This window comes from Kitasatospora sp. cg17-2, from assembly GCF_054031055.1.
On the sequence record NZ_CM132923.1, the window covers coordinates 3,030,281 to 3,045,749 of the forward strand.

The following is a 15,469-nucleotide window of genomic DNA, read 5'->3' on the forward strand; positions in this document are numbered from 1 at the left end:
GTTGAGGGTGCACATCTGGCCGTCGTCGTTGCCGGTGTTGTTGATGCCGACGACCTTGCGGGTGGCGGCGTCGACGATCGGCGAACCGGAGGTGCCGTGCGTGGTGTTGCAGCCGGCGCTGTAGCGGATCGAGTCGCGCCAGCTCCAGGCGTCCTCGCGCAGGTCGGTGAAGCCGTTGACGGAGCAGTTCCAGGTCTGCTTCCAGTAGGACGACGGTATGTACATCGCCGAACCGTCGACCGGGTGGGTGTCGTTGATGGTCAGCGCGGTGGCACCGAACTTCGAGGTGATCGACCCGAAGGTGTCGGTGAGCTGGTACAGCGCGACGTCCGTGCCGGTCATCGTCGCGTACAGCACCTTGTCGGCCTGCACGGTGCCGAGCGAGCCGCCGGAGGCGTTGAGCAGGGTGCCGCTGCGGCTGGCGGTCTGGTTCTGGATGACCTGGCCGGCGGGGGGCATGGTCGGCAGGCAGTGGCCGTTGGTGAGCATCAGGGCCCGGTCGGTGTCGACCGACGAGGGGTAACGCACCAGCGAGGCCGAGCAGTTGCTCAGCGCGATGGTGGACGCCAGGTCACCGGCCTGTACCGCCTGCGCGGGGGCGACTGCCACGGAGGTGAGGACCCCGGCGATGACAGCGCTCGCGGCGGACGCGGCGGCAAGTCTCTTGAGCATGGCTCTCCTTGTGGGGGATGCGGGGCGTACGACCGGTTGCGGACGCCCGCGCCGCACGAAAGTGCCATGGTCACCTCAATCGGTCAACCGATCGGGCAGAAGTCACACCCACGAATCCACCCGAGCCACCATCAACCGGCCACCTTCCACGAACGGGTGAATGTTCGCCGGGCGGCGTGATGATCCGACCGCGAGCGGGCTTTCACCCTAGGCTGGCCACGATCGCGGGCGGCCGACGGGCGGCCCGACGGACAGCCTGTCGAACGGCCCGGCGGACAGCCGTGCCGGGAGGGCGGAGGAGTGGAGCACAACGTGAGTGCCGCGCAGGCGAGGCCCGGTGACTACAGCCAGGTGCCCAACCCCGAGCACGCCCTGAAGTACGCCATCCGGCACATCGCGGGCGAGCGGGTCGAGATCGTCGAAGGAGTCATCACACCGGTGTCGCCGTCCTGGGCCCACGAGAGTGCCGTCGACCTCATCCGGGAGCAGATCGGCCCCCGCCTGCGGGAGCTGGGGCTCCGGGCCGGGTCGGGAAACCTGGACCTCCCCGGCACGGAGAACTTCTACGTCCCGGACCTCGCCGTGGTGCCCGCCGGGTTGGCCAAGACCGAAGGGGCCCTGGTGCCGGACCAGACCCTCCTGGTGGTCGAGGTGACGTCCCCGTCCAACGCGGAGACGGACCGGACGGCGAAGCGGCGCCGCTACTCGCAGTACGGGGCACCGGTCTTCCTCCTGGTGGACCGCCAGGAGCGGACGTGCACGCTGTTCTCCCAACCGGGACAGCTCGGGTACACGCTCGTCGAGGGGCCGCACCCGTTCGGGGTGGAGGTACGGCTGCCGGAGCCGCTGGACGTCGTGCTGGACACGACCGAGTTCTGACGGCACCGAGACCCCCCGGGCGGCCTGATCGCCCTTGCCGCGGCGGGGGTCAGCGCAGGTCGAGGACCGGGCGGGTGGAGAGGCAGTCGACGAGGTCCTCGCCCTCCTCGCCGTAGACGTAGGCCGCGAGGTCGGGGTGGCGGTTGGCCGTGGCGAGCGGGAGCCAGGACAGGAAGGTGCCGTAGCCGCCGCAGACGGACTCGCCGCCGTCGCCGCCGTGGATCAGGCCGGGCTCGGCGGTGATCTCGGAGCGGTAGGTGTCGTGCGCGATGAGCAGGCCGAAGGCGTTCGGGCCGGCGTGCGGGCCGGTGTCGTCGCCGTACGGGATGCGGTCGAGCGGGCACTCGTCGCCCCAGCGGAACAGGGTGCGGGCACCGGCGCCGCAGGCGTGCTCCCACTCGTCGGGCGTCGGCAGCCGGAGGCCCTCGCGGGCGAGGAGGGCCGGCATGTCGGCGGGCTCCTCCTCGATCGGCTCGTCCTCGACGGCCATGAGCAGGGTCGGCACGGTGACCGTCCGGCGCGGGCTGAGCACCCGGGCCAGGTGGGCGTGCAGGTCCGCGTCGCCGAAGCCCTGGTCGACGCTCTCCTCCCGGTAGCCGGCGAGGAGTTCGGCGGACGGCCGCCAGGACGCCGCGTCGAAGCCGACGGTGACCCGGCCGCCCGGTATCAGCGCGAACATCCGCCCGCCCCGCTCGACCAGCACCCGGTGCAGTGGCGCCCCCAGGTGCTCGACCGTCTCGACCCGCTCCAGCCGCCCGCCCGCGCCGGCGGCGGCCTGGGCGGCGATCCGGGTGGCGGCGGCGAGGTCGAGTCTGCGCCAGGCGGCGAAGGTGAGGGCGGCGAGCGGTTCTGGTGCCATGACGGGAGTGTGGCATGGGCCACTGACAATTGACCGGGAGCGGACGGCGGCCGGGGCCTCGCCCCCCCACCGGCCCCGCGCCCCCGATACGTTCGGGCAGCGGGGGCCCGGCGGGCGGGCACCGGAGGGCGGGCCGGACGGGCACCGGGGGACGGGCCGCAGGCTCAGCCGAAGTCGGGGATCGGGTGCTCCGGGGCCAGCACCGCGGCGATGCGCCGGGCGATGGTGTGGGCACTGTGCCCGCCGGCCGCGGCCGGGCCGTCGGTGGTGGAGACCGCGATCGCCAGGTGCTCGCACGGCAGGTAGTCCTGCGAGGCGGAGTAGCCGAAGAACAGCGGGTGCTGGGAGATCCAGTCGCCCAGCACCAGCACGCCCATCCCGTAGTGGGTGGCCTCGGTCTGCGGGATGCAGACCGTGTCCGGGCACTTCCCGATCCCCCCGCCGAGGCCCACCGTCCCCGGGTCCAGCAGTTCGCGGTAGCCGGCCGGGGAGAGCAGTTCGCCCGAGCCGACACCGACGGCCGAGCGCGCCAGGTCGCAGATGTCGGTGGTCTGCACCGCACCGGGGGCGGTGGTCCAGGAGGGGTTCCAGAAGGTGGACTCCTCGTACCGGCCCCGGTCCGAGGTGAAGGCGTGCAGGACCGGTGTCGGGATGTCGGGCGTGAAGCTGTTCGCCGTCCCGTGCAGACCGAGCGGGCCCAGCACCTTCTGCTGGAGCAGGTGGTCCAGCCGGGTCCCGGTGATCCGCTCCAGCGCGGCGCCGAGCAGCACGAAGTTGGCGTGCGAGTAGCTCCAGCTCTCGCCCGGCCGGTACCAGGGGTCCTGACGGGTCGAGATGCCGACGAGTTCCTCGGGCGTCCACTGCCGGAACGGGTCCGCGTAGACGGTCTCGCCGAAGCCGGGGGTGGTGACGTAGTCGACCAGGCCGCTGGTCGAGGCGCCGAGCATCCGCAGGGTGGTCCGGTCGCCGCGCGGGAGGTCGGGCAGCCAGCGCGCGACGGGCTCGTCGAGGCCGACGACGCCCTCGTCGACCAGGCGCAGCAGGGCCGTCCCCAGGTAGCTGATCGCGATGTTGCCGTTGCGGAAGTGCATGTCGGGCCGGGCCGGGACGCCGGTCATCGACTCGCCGAGCGCGGTGGTGAGGAGTTCGCGGCCGTCGGCGGTGACCTTCACGATCACCGAGGCGAGGCCCAGTTCGGCCTTGGCCCGCTCGGCGACCTCCAGCACGTCGAGCGCCGGGCCGCCGGTGGGCGTCGGGGTGCCGACGCAGGGCCGACCGTGCTCGGGGCCCGCACCGCCCCCGGTGGTCGCGGCGGCCCCGGGCCCGGTCCCGGTCGCGCCACCGGCGGTGGTGGCCGGGACGCCCAGGGCGAGGAGCGCGGAGACGGCGGTGACGGTGGCGAGGCGCAGCACGGCGCCCCTGCGGGAGGGTCTCATGCCCGCAGTATCGGCAGGGCGCTCCCGCCCGCCCTGCCCGGCGGCCGTCGACCCGCGCGAACGTCACCCGTGGGGCCGCCCGGGGCCCGCGAGCCCGGGACCCGGCGCCGGTACCCGTCCGCCCAGGACCCGGCGCGCGGGTCCCGGGCGGACGGGGACGTTACGGCTGCGGGAAGTTCTGCTCGTCCACGTCACTGGTCTTCGCGTTGCCGCCGACCTTGGCGGTCAGCGTGATCGACCAGATCGAGTAGGTCTTGCCGGTCTCGAAGGCCAGCGTCTCGTCGAACTTGGTGTAGCTGCAGTCCTGGGTGAACATCTTCAGCGACGGGTCCCAGTCGATGCCGTCGGAGAAGAACACGTCGTACGTGCCGTCCTCGATGCCCTTGATCGAGGCCTTCTTCCCCTTGCCGACGTACAGCGAGTGGACGGCCTTGCCGGTCTTGGAGAGCGTGACGACGGAGTCGGTGGTGCCCTCCGCGTTGTCGATGTTCAGCTCGCCCTCGCCGCGCAGCTTGCCCTTGGTGACGAAGGCGCCGTTGTCCAGGCTCCGGGTCTGCTGCTGCGGGGTCTGCGGGACGGCGAAGTTGGTGGTGTAACCGGCGGCGGTCATCTCGGCGAGGGCGCCGGGGATGGCCTTGAGGCCCTCCGAGAGGCCGACCTGGGCGAAGGCGGAGCCGGTGGTGCAGAAGGTCTTCGCCTTGATGTCGGTCCGGATCTTGGTCAGATCGGTGGCGAGCTGCGTGAGCGCCGTCACCAGTTGGCGCTTGGTCGTGCCGACGGCGACCGGGGTGGTGCTCAGCCCGAGACCGCTGCTCGCGGAGTTCGCGGCGCCGGCCGCCTCCTGGAGACTGGCCATGAAGCCGGCCAGGTCGGCCGCCGGGTTGATCTTGCCGAGTGCGGCGCCGACCGGGTCGACGTAGCCGGCCAGCACCGGCCCGTACGGCGTGGGCGTCGGCGTGGGCGTGGGTGTCGGTGTGTAGGTCGGCGCGGGCAGCGCGCTGAAGCCGTCCGACGGGCTGGACGCCGCCGAACTGCTGCCGCCGCTGCCCGATCCGCCGTCGCTGCCCCCGGAGCAGGCAGCCAGCAGCATGGCGGTGCCGACCGCCGCGCCGACCTTGATGAAGGACCTCATGGCGTTCCCCCGGATGTTCTCTCGGTGCTCTCTCATGCACGCTCCGTGCAGTCTGCTCGTCCCCGCCGACATGATCCCGACCCGACAAGAGGCGGTCAACAGGGCGCACTTGCAGCGCGTCGAAGCGTATATGGGGCGTATAAAGGGGCGCGCGGTGGGGCCGCACGGGTCAACTACGATCGACGGGTGCTCAGCCTCACAGGACTCCCGCTCCAGATCGTCGCCGCCGTGCTCGCGGTCGGCGTCTTCGCCGCCACGATGTGGCTCTGGCCGAAGTTCGGCGGACACGGGTGGAAGGCCTGGACGGGGCGGATCGGCGCCTTCCTCGCCACCCAGCTCGCGGTGCTCGTCGCGATGGGGCTGATCGCCAACGGCTACTTCGGCTTCTACAGCTCCTGGAGCGACCTGCTCGGCACCAACGGCAAGCCCGGCACCGTGGTCGACCACCAGCCGAACGCGGCCGCCGCCCTCTCCGTCACCGGGGAGAAGAGCATGTACTCGGCGCAGGGCTCGGCCCGCGACCGCTCCGGGGTGATCCAGGAGGTCTCGGTCCGCGGCCCGCAGAGCGGTCTGAGCAGCGACGCCTTCGTCTACCTCCCGCCGCAGTACTTCCAGCCCGAGTACGCGCAGAGCAAGTTCCCGATGGCCCTGGTCCTGGCCGGGTACCCGGGCTCGGCGGAGAAGCTCATCACGCTGATGCAGTACCCGGCCTCCGCCCTCACCGCCATCGAGGAGAAGAAGCTGCCGCCGACCGTCCTGGTGCTGATGCGCCCGACGCTCGTCGGCAACCGCGACACCGAGTGCATGGACGTCCCCGGCGGTCCGCAGGTCGAGACCTTCTTCACCAGCGACCTGCCCAAGGCGCTGTCCGCCGGCTACCGGATCGGCACCGACCCGGCCAACCGCGCCGTGATCGGCAACTCCACCGGCGGCTACTGCGCCCTCAAGTTCGCGCTGCGCAAGCCGGACGCGTACCGGTCCGCGATCTCGCTCTCCGGCTACTACACCGCTCCGATCGACGAGACCACCGGCGACCTGTTCGCGGGCAACGACCGGCTGAAGCAGGAGAACGACCTGGTCTGGCGGCTGCGGAACAAGCCCGCCGAACCGGTCGCGCTGCTGCTCGCCACCAGCTACGACGAGAACAACTACGAGGGCACCCAGGCGATGGTGGGCGCGTTCAAGGCGCCGACCAAGCTGTCCACCATCACCCTCGACACCGGCGGCCACAACTTCCACACCTGGACCCGGGAGATCCCGCCCGCGCTGGAGTGGCTCGGCAAGCACCTGACGATGCCCCAGCAGGCCTGACGGCGTCCCGGGCGGCGCAGCGGCGCCCGCTCGGCCTGACGGCGTCCCGGCCGGCGCGGTGGTACCCCGGTCGGCGCAACGGCGCCCCGGTCGGCGCAACGGCGCCCCGGTCGGCGCAACGGCACCGGCCCTCCGACCAGGGACGACGAGGATCACAGACGGCTCATACCCGCGTCTCACCGTTCTCTCAGCCGGGCGCCCGAACGTAGCGCCCATGACCACGACCAGCCTCACCCCGCCGGCCGGCGAGCCCTGGCCGGAGGCCGGGGACTTCCCGCCCCCGCTGCTGCCGCCCGGCTCCGCGCCGGAGGGGGCGGCACCCGGGCGGACCGCCCACCCGCCGCTGTTCCCGGAGTTCCCGCTGCCGGCCACCGGCCCCAAGGGCCCGGCCTCCTGGACCGGACGGCTGCGCACCCTGCCGGCCCGCTCCTGGCGGGGACGCCCGGAGGACCCGCGCTGGGTCCGGCCCTCGCTGCTCGCCCTGCTGGCCGCCACCGCCGTGCTCTACCTCTGGGGCCTGTCCGCCTCCGGCTGGGCCAACTCCTTCTACTCCGCCGCCGCCCAGGCCGGCAGCCGGAGCTGGAAGGCCTTCTTCTACGGCTCCTCGGACGCCGGGAACTTCATCACCGTCGACAAGCCCCCGCTGGCCCTGTGGCCGATGGCGCTCTCGGCCCGGGTCTTCGGACTCTCCTCCTGGTCGGTGCTGGCCCCGCAGGCGCTGATGGCCGTCGGCACGGTCGCCGCCCTGTACGCGACGGTGCGCCGGCGCTTCTCGCCGCTCGCCGGACTGCTGGCCGGCCTCGCCTTCGCGCTGACCCCGGTCGCGGCGCTGATGTTCCGCTTCAACAACCCGGACGCGCTGCTGGTCCTGCTGCTCACCCTGGCCGCCTACGGGCTGGTGCGGGCGATCGAGGCGGCGGGCACCCGGTGGCTGGTGTTCACCGGGGTGATGCTCGGTCTGGCCTTCCTCACCAAGACCCTCCAGGCGTTCCTGGTGCTGCCCGCCTTCGTGCTGGTCTACCTGGTGGTGGCGCCGACCGGACTGTGGCGGCGGGTGCGGCAGCTGCTGGCCGGCGGACTGGCGATGGTGGTCGCGGGCGGCTGGTGGGTCGCGGTCGTCGAACTGGTGCCGGCGTCGGCGCGCCCGTACATCGGCGGCTCGCAGGACAACAGCTTCCTCTCCCTCACCTTCGGCTACAACGGCCTGGGGCGGCTCAACGGCAACGAGACCGGCAGCGTCGGCGGCGGCGGCCGGGGCCGTCTCCCGGCCGGGGCCGAGGCGGTCGCCGGCAACGGTCCCGTCTTCGCTCCCGCCGGAGGGCCGGGCGGCGGCCGCGGCGGCGGCGGCTGGGGCGAGACCGGCCTCACCCGGCTGTTCGACGGCGACATCGGCGGGCAGATCGCCTGGCTGCTGCCCGCCGCGCTGATCCTGCTGGTGCTCGGCCTCTGGGCGACCCGGCGGTACGCCCGGACGGACACCGCGCGCGCGGCCTTCCTGGTCTGGGGCGGCTGGCTCCTCTGCACCGCGCTGACCTTCAGCTTCATGTCCGGGATCTTCCACCAGTACTACACGGTGGCGCTGGCCCCGGCGGTCGCCGCACTGGTCGGCATGGGCGTGGACGGGCTGTGGCGGGCCCGGCACCGGCTGCCGTACGCGGCGGTGCTGGCGGCGACGCTCGCCGTGACGGCGGTGTGGGCGTACGTGCTGCTCGGGCGGAGCTCCGACTTCCAGCCGTGGCTGCGTCCGGCGGTGCTGGCCGGTGGGCTGCTCGCGGCGGTGGCGCTGCTGGTGGCCGGCCCGCTGGCGGCGCGGCTCGCGTCCGGTGCTTCGGCAACCGGCGTCGAGGCCGCGTCCGGTGCTCCGGTCGACGGACGGGCCGGGGCGCGGCGGATCACCGGACGGGTGACCGCCGTGGCGGGCCTGGTGGGCGCGGCGGCGGCGCTGGGCGGTCCGGCGGCGTACGCGCTGGAGACGGTCGGCACCCCGCACCAGGGCTCGATCGTGCTGGCCGGGCCCTCGGTGGCGGGCGGCTTCGGCCCCGGCGGCATGCGGGGACGCGGTGCGGGCGGCGGGCCCGCGCTGTGGCTCAACGGCAGGACGGTGACGCCCCAGCAGGACGGCGGCCAGGGCGACGGTCAGGGCGGCGGCCAGGGCGTCCCCGGCTTCCCGCAGCAGGACGGCGGCCGGGGCACCGGCCGGGTCCCGAACGGCAACGGCAACGGCGCCCAGGGCCAGGGCCCGTACGCCGTCTTCGGCGGACCCGGCGGCCAGGGCGGCCCCGGCGGGATGAACGGGCTGCTGAACGGCGCCAAGGTGAGCGACGAGGCGGCCGCCCTGCTGGCGCAGGACGCCGACCGCTACCGCTGGGCCGCCGCGACCTCCGGTTCGCAGAACGCCGCCAGCTACCAACTCGCCTCCGGCGTCCCGGTGATGGCCCTCGGCGGCTTCAACAGCAGCGACCCGTCGCTCAGCCTGGAAGGCTTCCAGCAGTACGTGCGGGACGGCAAGGTGCACTGGTTCGTCGGCGGCGGCTCGCGCGGCTTCGGCGGCGGGGAGACGGCCGGGGCGAACACGGTGAACGGCGCGAACGGCCCCGGCGGCGAGTCCTCGCAGTCCCAGACCGCCCGGATCGAGGAATGGGTGGCGAGCCACTACACCGCCCGCACGGTCGGCGGGTCGACCTTCTACGACCTGACCCAGCCGCCCACCTCCTGACCGGCCGGCCCGAACGCACGACGGCGGGGCGCACCGTGGTCCCCACCACGGTGCGCCCCGCCGTCGGGTTCGCGGCCCTACCCCCGGTCGCTCGCGCAGCGCGTCCCGGCGGCCGGCATTGTGCCGTCGACCAGGTAGGCGCCCACCGCGTCCCGGACGCAGGCGCTGTGCCCGTAGCCGGTGTGTCCCTCGCCGTCGCGGGTGAGCAGCACCGCGTTGCCCAACTGGGCGGTGAGCTGCTGGGCGTTGGCGTAGGAGGTCGCCGCGTCGCCGGTGGAGCCGACCACCAGGATCGGCGTCGCGGCCTTCGAGGCGATCGGGTGCGCCTTCTCCGGCGAACGGAACGGCCAGCTGCGGCAGTCCGGGTCGAACAGCGTCGCCGCCGGCTCGTGCCGGCTGATCAGCGGGGCCCTGGCGGCCATCCGGGCGTAGGCGTCCCGCAGCGCGTCCCCGGTCGGGACGTCGGTGGCCCCGTCGGCGCAGTAGATCGCCGTGTAGGCGTCGGCGGCGGCGCCGTAACGGCCTTCGTCGCCACGCTTGTTGTAGGAGTCGGCGTAGGCGAGCAGGTAGTCGCCGTCGCCCAGGTTCATGGCCCGGCCGATGGCGGCGGCCAGGCCGTCCCAGCCGCCCTCGTCGCCGTAGAGGGCGTCCATCACGCCCGCCCAGGCGGCGGCGGAGGTGAGGGTCCGTCCGTCCTCGGTGGTGAGCGGCTTCCGCTTCAGCCCGTCCAGGAAGTCGGCGGCCCGGCCGGCCGCCTTGTCCTGGTCCTTGCCGAACGGGCACTGCGGCTGCCGGGCACAGTGGGCGGCGAAAAGCCGCAACGAGCGGTCGAAGCCCGCGTACTGCTCGATGTTGGTCTCGGCGATCGGCTTGGCCGGGTCGATCGCGCCGTCCAGCACCAGCCGGCCGACCCGGTCGGGGAACTCCTCGGCGTAGACGCTGCCCAGGTAGGTGCCGTAGGACAGGCCGAGGTAGGTGAGCCTGCGGTCGCCGAGCGCTGCGCGCAGCACGTCCATGTCGCGTGCGGTGTCGCGGGTGCCGACGTGCTCCAGCAGCTTGCCGTACTTGGCCGCGCAGGCGTCCGCGAGCAGCTTGCCGCGCTCCGGCCCGGGGGTGTCGGTGGTGATCCAGCCGTCCCGGGTCCTGTCGTCCAGGCAGTTGACAGGGGCGGTGCGGCCGGTGGCCCGGGGGTCGAAGCCGACGATGTCGTAGTGGTCGCGCAGCGGACCGTCGTAGTCGCGCTGGCCGCCGAGGACGGCGTCGACACCGCTGTTGCCCGGCCCGCCCGGGTTGATCACGAGCGAACCGGCCCGCTGCGCGGGCTTGGCGGCACCGACCCGGGCCACCCCCACGTCGAGGGTGGCACCGGACGGATCGGCGTAGTCCAGCGGCACCTTGAGGGTCGCGCACCGCACCGACGCCGGGTCGACCCCCTCGGTCCTCGGGGCGTCCTTGCAGGCCGCCCAGGCGAGCTTCTGGCCGTAGAACGACCGGAGTGCCGGATCCGGTGCCGACTGCGCGGCCTCGGTGGCCGCGAAGCCCGCCGCGCCGGGGGCGCCCGCACCGGTGGAGCCGCCCCCGCCGGTACAGGCCGTCAGCAGCACCGCCGCGGCGACGGCGGGCAGGGCACGTCGCGAGAGCCGGGTCGTCATGGAGTCCACCGCACACGAATATCACCCGACGGTCCCCCGTCCGACGGCGCCCCGCCCTCCGTCGCGTCAGCTCACCGCGCGGCGTCGGTCGCGCAGCGCGTCCCGGCGGCCGGCACGGTGCCGTCGACCAGGTAGGAGTGCACGGCGTCCCGGACGCAGGCGCTGTGCCCGTAGCCGGTGTGACCCTCGCCGTCGCGGGTCAGCAGCACCGCGTTGCCCAACTGGGCGGCGAGCTTCTCGGCGTTGGCGTACGGCGTGGCCGCGTCGCCGGTGGAGCCGACCACCACGATCGGCGTCGCGGCCTTCGAGACGATCGGGTGCGCCTTCTCCGCCGAACGGAACGGCCAGCTGCGGCAGTCCGGGTCGAACAGCGCCGCTCCCGGCTCGTGCCGGCTGATCAGCGGCGCCTTGGCGGCCATCTCGGCGTAGGCGGCGTCGAGCGCCTCGCCGGTGAGGACGTCGGTGGCCCCGTCGGCGCAGTAGATCGCCGTGTAGGCGTCGGCGGAGACGCTGTAGTGGCCGTCCTTGTCCCGCTTGTTGTAGGAGTCGGTGTAGGCGAGCAGGTTCTCGCCCTTGCCGCGCGCCATGGCCCAGCCGATGTTGTTGGCCAGGGCGTCCCAGCCGCTCTCGTCCCCGTAGAGTCCCTCGACCACGCCGGTCCAGGCGGCGGAGGAGGTGAGGGTCCGTCCGTCCTTGGTGGTGAGCGGCTTCTGCTTGAGGCCGTCGAGGAAGTCGGCGAGCTTGCCCGCCGCCTTCGCCGGGTCCTTGCCGAGCGGGCACTGCGCCTGCTTGGCGCAGTGGGCGGCGAAGGCCTGCAGCGAGCGCTCGAAGCCCGCGTACTGCTCGATGTTGTTCTGGGCGATCGGCTTGGCCGGGTCGACCGCGCCGTCCAGCACCAGCCGGCCGACCCGGTCGGGGAACTCCTCGGCGTAGACGCTGCCCAGGTAGGTGCCGTAGGAGAGTCCGAAGTAGGCGAGCTTCTGGTCGCCGAGGGCCGCGCGCAGCACGTCGACGTCCCGCACCGTGTCACGGGTGCCGATGTGCTCCAGCAGCTTGCCGTACTTGGCCGCGCAGGCGTCGGCGAGGGCCTTGCCGTGCTCCGGGCCGAGGACGTCGGTGGTGATCCAGGCGTCACGGGCCTTGTCGTCCAGGCAGTTGACCGGACTGGTGCCGCCGACCCCGCGGGGGTCGAAGCCGACGATGTCGTAGTGGTCGCGCAGCGGGCCGTCGTAGTCCTTCTGACCGCGCTTGACCATGTCGACACCGCTGCCGCCCGGCCCGCCCGGGTTGACCAGGAGGGAACCGGTCCGCTCGCCGGGCCTGGAGCTGGTGATCCGGGCCACGCCGACGTCCAGGGTCTCCCCGGAGGACGGGGCGGCGTAGTCCAGCGGGACCTTGAGGGTCGCGCACTGGACCGCCGACTCGTCGGTCTTCGTGGTCGCCGGGTCGTCCTTGCAGGCCGCCCAGGCGAGCTTCTGGCCGTAGAAGGACTGGAGCGCCGGGTCCGCCTGGCCGGTGGGCTTCACCGTCGGAGTCGGCGTCGGGGTGGCGGTCGGGGTGGGTGCGGCGGCCGGGTCCGAGGAGGCCGCGGCCGAGGCGGTGCCCGGGGCGGCCGTCGGGGCGGTGGAGGCCGCGTCGGTGGAGCCGCCGGTGCTGGTGCAGGCGGCCAGCAGGGCGGCCGCGGCGACGGCGGGCAGGGCGCGTCGCGAGAGTCGGGTGATCATCGAATGCACCGCACACGAATATCACCCGACGATCACACCGACGACGGCGCCCCACCCCCTCGACGGGGTGTCAGCCGCCGCACTGCTGCAGCATCGCCCGCTTGTCGGCCTCCGTGACCGGCAGTTGGTACTTCAGCGACACCTGGGCGAAGCGGACCGCGTACGAGCACCGTATCCGCGGGTCCGCGGGCAGCCAGGCGGACGGGCCGGAGTCGCCCTTGGAGGCGTTCTGCGAGCCGTCGGCGGGGACGAGGTTCAGCGGGTCGTTGGCGATCCGGACGCGCTTGGCCTTGTCCCACCCGCTCGCGCCCATCTGCCAGTCGTAGGACAGCGGCATCACATGGTCGATCTGGATCTTCGACGCCTGCTGCTTGCTCCAGCGCACGGTCTTCCCGGTGTACGGGTCGAGGATGGTCATCGCGGTGACCACGCACGTCGAGCCGTCCTTGTGCTCGACCGCCGAACCGTCGCGGGCCAGCAGGTCGTTGCGGGTGTCGCAGTTGTTGCGACCGCCGGGCACGCCGTCGACGCTGTCGGTCCAGGCGGGGCCGAACTCGTTGCGGTCGTAACCGTCCTTGGGGCCGGTCGCGGCGGTGGTGACCCTGGCGATCAGCTCCCGGCCCGCCTTCTGCTCCTCGGGCGAAGTCAGCGGTGCCAGGCCGGACTTGGTGCCGTCCGGGTTGTCCAGCGGACTGGTGCCGGGGCCGACGGCGCCGGCCCCGGCGGGCGCGGCGTCCTCGCTGCGCGTCGTGGCGCCGGAGCAACCGCTCAGCGCCAGGGTGGATATCAGGAAGACGGCGGCGGCCGACAGGACGGTGCGACGGGCGGGCACGGTGGACTCCCCGGACGGTGGGTGGCTGACGGCGCACCAGCAGACCAGCCCGCCCCCACCCGGTCAAGCCACCACAACCCGGAGCATTTCGATCATGGCGAAGCTCACACCGGGCGCCGCCCCGTCCGCGCTACGACCGCGCGCCGCGGACGATCTCGTCGAGCACCGCCTCGAACGGCGTCGCCGTCACCCCGAGCACCTCCTCCGTGCGCGTCGAGTCCAGCCGCAGCGGCCGGTCGTACAGGTAGGCCATCTCCTCGACCTCGGCGAGGACCTCGGCGAGGGCCTCGCCCCCCGACCGGGCCAGTTCGGCCGGCGCGACGGCGGTGAGCGCGGGCTCCGGCGCCCCGGCCGCCGCCGCCAGCCGCCGGGCCACCTCGCGGGCCGAGGCCTCGCTGGTGCTGGGCACGTGCCAGGCCCGGCCCCAGGAAGCATCGTCGCGGGCGGCGGCGACCAGGGTGGCGGCCACATCGCCGAGGTGGCTCCAGCTGTGCGGCGCGTCCAGGTCGGCGGGGTAGCCGACCGGCTCGCCGGCCAGCACGGCGGGTACCACCGTGAAGCCGAACAGCGAGGTCGCGCCCCGGCCGAGGAAGTCGCTGGCCCTGACCTCGGTGACGCGCGCTCGCCCCGCCCGGTGCGCGGCGAGCGCGTCCGCCCACAGGGCCGCCCGCAGCGCGCCCTTGCGGCTGGTCGGGGCGGCGGGCAGGTCCTCGGTGAGCGGGCCGTCGACCGGCCCGTAGCCGTACACGTTGCCGAGCATGACGTAGCCCGCGCCGGTCCGTTCGGCGGCGGTCAGCAGCCCGGCGGCGAGCGGCGGGAACTCGGTGAGCCAGCGGTGGTAGGGCGGGGCGGCGCAGTTGACCAGCGACAGCGCCCCCTCGGCCAGCGCGGTGAGGACGTCGGCGTCGGTGGCGTCGGCGGCGATCCGCTCGATGCCCGGGTGCTCGGGGCCGGTGCCGCGCCGGGTGACCAGCCGGACGCGTTCGCCGGAGCCGGCGAGGAGCAGGGCGGTCGCGGTGCCGGTCGGACCGGCACCGGTGACGACGTGGAAGGACATGGGAGGCTCCTGGGCCGGTGTCGGGGTGGGTGGCGCCGGGATGTCGGCGCCGTGATCAACTCTCCTTCGGGCCCCGGCCGCGCGGCAGGGCCCGGGCTGCCAAGGTTCCGGAGGTTCTGGCCATGCCCCGCACCACCCGCTCGACCCCGACCGGGCCGGCGGCCGTCTCCCGACCCGCCGCCTCCCGACCGGCCGTTGCCCGACCGATCGGCGTCCACCGGATCGCGGTGGTCGCGGTGCCCCCGGTGACCGGCTTCGACCTCACCATTCCCGACCTCGTCTTCGGCTCCGCCGAGCTGGACGGCGACCCGGCCTACCGGGTGCGGATCTGCACCGCCGAACCGGGCCCGGTGGCCACCACCGGCAGCCTCCAGGTGGTCGTCCCGCACGGCCTGGAGGCGATCGCCGAGGCCGACACCGTCCTCGTCACCGGGTCCGCCTCCCGCGCCGACGCCGACGAACGGATCCTCACCGCCCTGCGTGCGGCGGCGGACCGGGGCGCGCGGATGGCCTCGATCTGCACCGGCGCCTTCGTACTGGCCCAGGCCGGGCTGCTGGACGGGCACAGCGCCACCACCTACTGGGTGCAGGCCGGCGCCCTGGCGCACCGCTTCCCCGCGGTGCGGGTGCTCCCGCAGGCGCTGTTCGTCGACGACGGCCCGGTGCTCACCTCGGCCGGGCTGACGCCGGCATCGACCTGTGCCTGCACATGGTGCGGACCGACCACGGCGCCGCGGTGGCCAACGCGGTGGCCCGGCTGGCGGTGCTCTCGGAGGTCCGCGAGGGCGGCCGGGCGCAGGTCCTGCCGACACCGGTCGCCGCCGCGGACGGCAGTCCGCTCGCCGCCACCCGGGCGTGGGCGCTGGCCCGGCTGGCCGAGCCGCTCACCCTGGCCGACCTGGCCTCGCACGCGGGGGTGAGCGTACGCACCCTCAACCGCCGCTTCCGGGCCGAGACGGGCACCACGCCGCTGCACTGGCTGCTCACCCAACGCCTGGAGCAGGCCCGTGAGTTGCTGGAGTCCACCGAGCTGGCGGTGGAGCGGGTCGCCGCCAGGACCGGCTTCGTCACCGCCGACTCGCTGCGCTTCCATCTCCTGCGGCGGATCGGCATGACCCCGCGCGCCTACCGCGCGCACTTCGCCCGACCGGACCGCCCGGTCGCCGACCAGGAGCCGGACAGGCCGTCCTGACGTCCGA

10 protein-coding genes and 2 pseudogenes are annotated in these 15,469 nt (G+C 73.9%); 4 read left to right on the plus strand and 8 right to left on the minus strand.

Annotated features, from left to right (window positions below; all coding sequences use genetic code 11):
* Nucleotides 1–54: 54 nt before the first annotated feature.
* A pseudogene (locus ACW14Y_RS12265) lies at nt 55–672 on the minus strand (trypsin-like peptidase domain-containing protein); the annotation flags it as partial.
* A gap of 312 nt (nt 673–984) precedes the next feature.
* On the opposite strand from ACW14Y_RS12265, the gene ACW14Y_RS12270 reads away from it, so the two are divergent.
* Entirely contained in the window at nt 985–1,551 is a 567-nt protein-coding gene (locus ACW14Y_RS12270) for a Uma2 family endonuclease (RefSeq protein ID WP_375910538.1), read from the plus strand.
* Nucleotides 1,552–1,600: 49 nt separating this feature from the next.
* Here the strand turns inward: ACW14Y_RS12270 and ACW14Y_RS12275 are convergent, their stop codons facing one another.
* The 3 genes from ACW14Y_RS12275 to ACW14Y_RS12285 all read right to left on the minus strand — a co-directional run bounded on the left by ACW14Y_RS12275 (nt 1,601) and on the right by ACW14Y_RS12285 (nt 5,014).
* Complete coding sequence (locus tag ACW14Y_RS12275; RefSeq protein ID WP_380388688.1) at nt 1,601–2,410, minus strand: hypothetical protein; 810 nt, start codon at nt 2,408–2,410, stop codon at nt 1,601–1,603.
* Between the two features lie 164 nt (nt 2,411–2,574).
* Complete coding sequence (locus ACW14Y_RS12280) at nt 2,575–3,846, minus strand: serine hydrolase domain-containing protein (protein WP_456986752.1); 1,272 nt, start codon at nt 3,844–3,846, stop codon at nt 2,575–2,577.
* Nucleotides 3,847–4,006: 160 nt separating this feature from the next.
* Nucleotides 4,007–5,014 (minus strand): hypothetical protein, encoded by a 1,008-nt coding sequence (locus tag ACW14Y_RS12285; RefSeq protein WP_380388685.1) that lies wholly within the window; start codon nt 5,012–5,014, stop codon nt 4,007–4,009.
* A 150-nt stretch (nt 5,015–5,164) separates the two neighbouring features.
* Here ACW14Y_RS12285 and ACW14Y_RS12290 point away from each other — a divergent pair, with 150 nt between their 5' ends.
* Both ACW14Y_RS12290 and ACW14Y_RS12295 read left to right on the plus strand, forming a co-directional pair.
* The gene (locus ACW14Y_RS12290) at nt 5,165–6,289 is read left to right on the plus strand and encodes an alpha/beta hydrolase (protein ID WP_380440488.1); all 1,125 of its coding nucleotides are present in this window, start codon (nt 5,165–5,167) and stop codon (nt 6,287–6,289) included.
* A gap of 214 nt (nt 6,290–6,503) precedes the next feature.
* Nucleotides 6,504–9,005, plus strand: coding sequence for an ArnT family glycosyltransferase (locus ACW14Y_RS12295; RefSeq protein ID WP_456986753.1), 2,502 nt, complete (start codon nt 6,504–6,506; stop codon nt 9,003–9,005).
* Nucleotides 9,006–9,082: 77 nt separating this feature from the next.
* Here the strand turns inward: ACW14Y_RS12295 and ACW14Y_RS12300 are convergent, their stop codons facing one another.
* The 4 genes from ACW14Y_RS12300 to ACW14Y_RS12315 all read right to left on the minus strand — a co-directional run bounded on the left by ACW14Y_RS12300 (nt 9,083) and on the right by ACW14Y_RS12315 (nt 14,270).
* Complete coding sequence (locus ACW14Y_RS12300) at nt 9,083–10,657, minus strand: alpha/beta hydrolase (protein WP_456988142.1); 1,575 nt, start codon at nt 10,655–10,657, stop codon at nt 9,083–9,085.
* 71 nt (nt 10,658–10,728) lie between these two features.
* A complete protein-coding gene (locus ACW14Y_RS12305; protein WP_456986754.1) occupies nt 10,729–12,381 on the minus strand; it encodes an alpha/beta hydrolase in 1,653 nt (550 codons plus the stop codon).
* A gap of 70 nt (nt 12,382–12,451) precedes the next feature.
* The gene (locus ACW14Y_RS12310; protein ID WP_456986755.1) at nt 12,452–13,213 is read right to left on the minus strand and encodes an HNH endonuclease family protein; all 762 of its coding nucleotides are present in this window, start codon (nt 13,211–13,213) and stop codon (nt 12,452–12,454) included.
* Between the two features lie 130 nt (nt 13,214–13,343).
* On the minus strand, nt 13,344–14,270 hold the full coding sequence (locus ACW14Y_RS12315; RefSeq protein ID WP_456986756.1) for an NAD-dependent epimerase/dehydratase family protein: 927 nt from the start codon (nt 14,268–14,270) through the stop codon (nt 13,344–13,346).
* A 206-nt stretch (nt 14,271–14,476) separates the two neighbouring features.
* Between ACW14Y_RS12315 and ACW14Y_RS12320 the strand changes: the two are divergent.
* Nucleotides 14,477–15,462: pseudogene (locus tag ACW14Y_RS12320) on the plus strand (GlxA family transcriptional regulator).
* Nucleotides 15,463–15,469 lie beyond the last annotated feature (7 nt).

Coding starts and splice junctions, on each gene's coding strand:
- ACW14Y_RS12275 (WP_380388688.1), bottom strand. CDS start 2,410: ATGGCACCAGAACCGCTCGCCGCCCTCACCTTCGCCGCCTGGCGCAGA.
- ACW14Y_RS12280 (WP_456986752.1), bottom strand. CDS start 3,846: ATGAGACCCTCCCGCAGGGGCGCCGTGCTGCGCCTCGCCACCGTCACC.
- ACW14Y_RS12285 (WP_380388685.1), bottom strand. CDS start 5,014: ATGAGAGAGCACCGAGAGAACATCCGGGGGAACGCCATGAGGTCCTTC.
- ACW14Y_RS12295 (WP_456986753.1), top strand. CDS start 6,504: ATGACCACGACCAGCCTCACCCCGCCGGCCGGCGAGCCCTGGCCGGAG.
- ACW14Y_RS12300 (WP_456988142.1), bottom strand. CDS start 10,657: ATGACGACCCGGCTCTCGCGACGTGCCCTGCCCGCCGTCGCCGCGGCG.
- ACW14Y_RS12305 (WP_456986754.1), bottom strand. CDS start 12,381: ATGATCACCCGACTCTCGCGACGCGCCCTGCCCGCCGTCGCCGCGGCC.
- ACW14Y_RS12315 (WP_456986756.1), bottom strand. CDS start 14,270: ATGTCCTTCCACGTCGTCACCGGTGCCGGTCCGACCGGCACCGCGACC.